The 3575-nt window shown below is 64.4% G+C and carries 2 protein-coding genes; both read right to left on the reverse strand.

What is annotated here, in order from left to right; genetic code table 11:
* Positions 1 to 892 (reverse strand): efflux transporter outer membrane subunit (locus tag HLUSI_RS30475; protein WP_016836383.1); only part of this gene is annotated, 892 nt, incomplete at its 3' end.
* A 26-nt stretch (positions 893 to 918) separates the two neighbouring features.
* The coding region (locus HLUSI_RS30480) for an efflux RND transporter permease subunit (protein ID WP_016836384.1) at positions 919 to 3575 on the reverse strand (2657 nt) is incomplete at its 5' end.

The raw sequence follows: 3575 nt of genomic DNA on the forward strand, positions 1-3575 counted from the left end.
GGCGCCGTTCCAGCAGCATCGACGGCAAGGCCACCGGAATCGGCGGCGCTGCGGCGGTCAGCGGCGACGGCGTGATCGAGAAAGTCGAGGCCGGTTGACCTACCAGCAAGGCGATCGCGTGTTCCAGCTGCGCGCGTTGCACGCCGTTGTCGAGCGCCTGCGCCTGCGCCGACTTCAATTGCGTCTGCGCCTGGATGACGTCGGACTTGGCGACCACGCCGGCGTTGTATTGATTCAGCGTCAGCTGATATGAGCGCTGGTAAGCGGCGACGGTGTCGTCCAGCAACTGCTGTTGCGCATCGAGCACGCGCAGTTGCAGATAGTTCTGCGCCAGTTGCGCCTGCGCGCTCAGACGCGTTGCCGCGAGGTCGGCGGCGCTGGCCTGGGCGCTGGCCTGACTGGATTCGACATCGCGCCGCACCTTGCCCCAGATATCCGCCTCCCAGGCAGCCGTCAGCGAGAAGGTATAGGAATTGCGCACGCTCCCCGCACTGCTGCCCGAGGCAGCGTTCGAGGAAGACGCGCCTGCCGACCCCGAACTGCCCCGCGACGCCCCGGCCGAAGCCGACAGCGTAGGCGAATAGGCCGAGCGCGAACTTTGCACCAGCGCCATGGCCTTGCGGAAATTGGCTTCCGACTGCGCCAGGTTCTGGTTGGAGATATCGATCTGCTCCACCAGCGCATTGAGCTGCCGGTCGCCGAACATTTCCCACCACTTGCCGTTCATGGCCAGTTCATTCGGCTGGGCCGGCTTCCAGTCCTTCATTTCCTTGAAGGCCGTCGGCACCGCCGCGGTTTGCGGGCGGACGTAGTCGGGGCCGACCGAGCAGGCGGCCAGGGCCAGCACCAGCGGCGTCAGAATCAAAGCGCGTTTGCGCAGTACGGATGTCATTGTCATTTCTCCTTGAGCGCGGCGTTTCACGCCGCTCCCGTGTTCTCTTGTCTGCCGGTCTTGCGCTCGAACAAACCCTTGCTCCACAAACGGAACCGCTCCATGTAGAGATAGACCACCGGCGTGGTGTACAGCGTCAGCATCTGGCTCACGATCAGGCCGCCGACGATGGAAATGCCGAGCGGCTGGACGCCGGCCGACGGCAGCGTCGAGATGATGGTGATCGGATGCACCAGGCTTTCATACAGAATGCCGAGCACGATATACACCGCCAGCAAGGCCGTCAGGATCAGCACGGGCTGGCTGTCGAGCGACGACTGGAAGGCGTTGGCGGTACCGGCAAAAGCGCCGTGCACCGCCGTCGGCACGCCCAGGCGCGCCAGCGTGTCGTTGATCACTTGGGTGGCCTGCGACAGCGAGACGCCTTCGGCCAGGTTGAAGGAAATCGTCGAGGCAATGAACTGCCCCTCGTGACTCACGCTCAACGAGGTGGTAGTCGGCGCGAAGCTGGAGAACGAGGTCAGCGGCACCTGTTTCGACGCCGCCGTTGACAGCGTCAGCGCCAGCGACGAATTGGAGTTGAGCTTGCCGCCCGCCGTCAGCGCCGGCGGCGTACCCAGCGCCGAGGTGGTCGGCGACAGGTTGGCCGTACTGTTGGCCAGGCTGACGTAGGTGCTGTTGAGGATTTCCGGGCTTTGCCAGTATTGCGGCGCGGCTTCCATCACCACGTGGTACTGGTTCATGCCGCTGTAGATCGTCGAAATCTGGCGCTGGCCGAACAGGTCGCTCAGGCTGGTGTCGATCAGCTGCGGCGTGACGCCGCTGCGGATGGCGGTCTCGCGGTCGATCGTCAGCGTGGTCTGCAAACCCTTGTCCTGCTGGTCGGTGCTGACGTCTTCCAGTTGCGGCAGGTTGGAGAACGCCACGCGGATCTTCGGCTCCCAGGTGCGCAACAGTTCAAGGTCGTCCGACTGCAACGTGTATTCATATTGCGAATCGCTCTGGCGTGCGCCGACGCGGATGTCCTGCACTGCTTGCAGGAACAGGCTGGCGCCGGCCACGTGGCCCAGCTTCATGCGCAGCCGCGCAATCACCTTGTCGGCGGATATCTTGCGCTCCGATAGCGGCTTGAGCGCGATGAACATGCTGCCGCCGTTGCGGCGACCGCCTCCGGTGAAGGCGGTGACGTTGGCCACCGCCGGATCCTGGCGCACGATTTCGATGAATTCGTTGAGCTTGATGCGCATGGCCTGGAACGAGATCGACTGGTCGCCGCGGATGCCGCCAACCAGCCGGCCGGTGTCCTGCTGCGGGAAGAAGCCCTTGGGCACGATCACGTACAGATAGACATTGAGCGCGATGGTGGCGAGCAGGATCACGATCATCAGCGGCGAGAATCGCAGGGCCCACGCCAGCGAGCGCTCATAGCCGCGCAGCATGCTGTCGAACAGGCGCTCGACAGCAGTGAAGAAACGACCCGGCTTGCGCTCCTCTTCGCTCTCTTGTTTGAGCAGCATGGCGCACATCATCGGCGTGGTCGTCAGCGACACCAACAGGGACACCAGGATCGCCACCGACAGCGTCACCGCGAACTCGCGGAACAACCGTCCGACAATGCCGCCCATCATCAGGATGGGGATGAACACCGCGATCAGAGAAATGCTCATCGACAGCACCGTGAAGCCGACTTCGCGTGCGCCGATCAGCGCTGCCTTGACCGGCTTCATGCCCTGTTCGATATGGCGGGAAATATTTTCCAGCACCACGATGGCGTCATCGACCACGAAGCCGGTGGCGATGGTCAGCGCCATCAGCGACAGGTTGTCGAGGGTATAGCCGAGCAGATACATGACGCCGAAGGTGCCGATCAGCGAGACCGGCACCGCCACGCTCGGGATCAGCGTGGCGCGGCCGTTGCGCAGGAACAGGAACACCACCATGATCACCAGCGCGATCGACATCAGCAGCGTCTTCTCGGTGTCCTTGAGCGAGGCGCGGATGGTCGGCGTGCGGTCCATCATCACTTCGAGATTGATGGCGTGCGGGATCGATGCCTTCAGGTTGGGCAACAAGCCATTGACGGCGTCGACGGTCTCGATGATGTTGGCGCCGGGCTGGCGGTTCAGGATCACCAGCACCGACGGCTTGCCGTTGGCGGAACCGGCGTTGCGCAGGTCGGCCACCGAATCCTTGACCTCGGCGATGTCGCGCACGCGCACCGGCGCGCCGTTGCGGTAGGAGACGATCAGCGGCGCATATTCGGCGGCCGTCTTGACCTGGTCGTTGGCGTAGATCTGCCAGTTGCGGTCGCCGTCTTCGACGATGCCCTTGGGACGATTGGCGTTGGTGGCGGCCACCGCAGTGCGCACGTCGGCCGTGCCGATGCCGTATTTGTTGAGTGCGGTCGGGTTGAGCTCGATCCGCACCGCCGGCTGCGAACTGCCGCCCACGCTGACCTGGCCGATGCCGCGCACCTGCGACAGTTTTTGCGCCAGGATGCTGTCGGCGGCGTCGTACATCTGGCCCTGCGTCATGGTGTCCGAGGTCAGCGCCAGGATCATGATCGGCGCATCGGCCGGATTCACCTTGCGGTACGACGGACTGCTCGGCATGCCGGACGGCAGCAAGCTGCGCGCCGCATTCAATGCCGCCTGGACGTCGCGCGCGCGCGCGCGCGCGCGGG

The organism is Herbaspirillum lusitanum P6-12 (assembly GCF_000256565.1).
In the GTDB taxonomy this organism is placed as follows: Bacteria; Pseudomonadota; Gammaproteobacteria; order Burkholderiales; family Burkholderiaceae_D; genus Herbaspirillum; species Herbaspirillum lusitanum.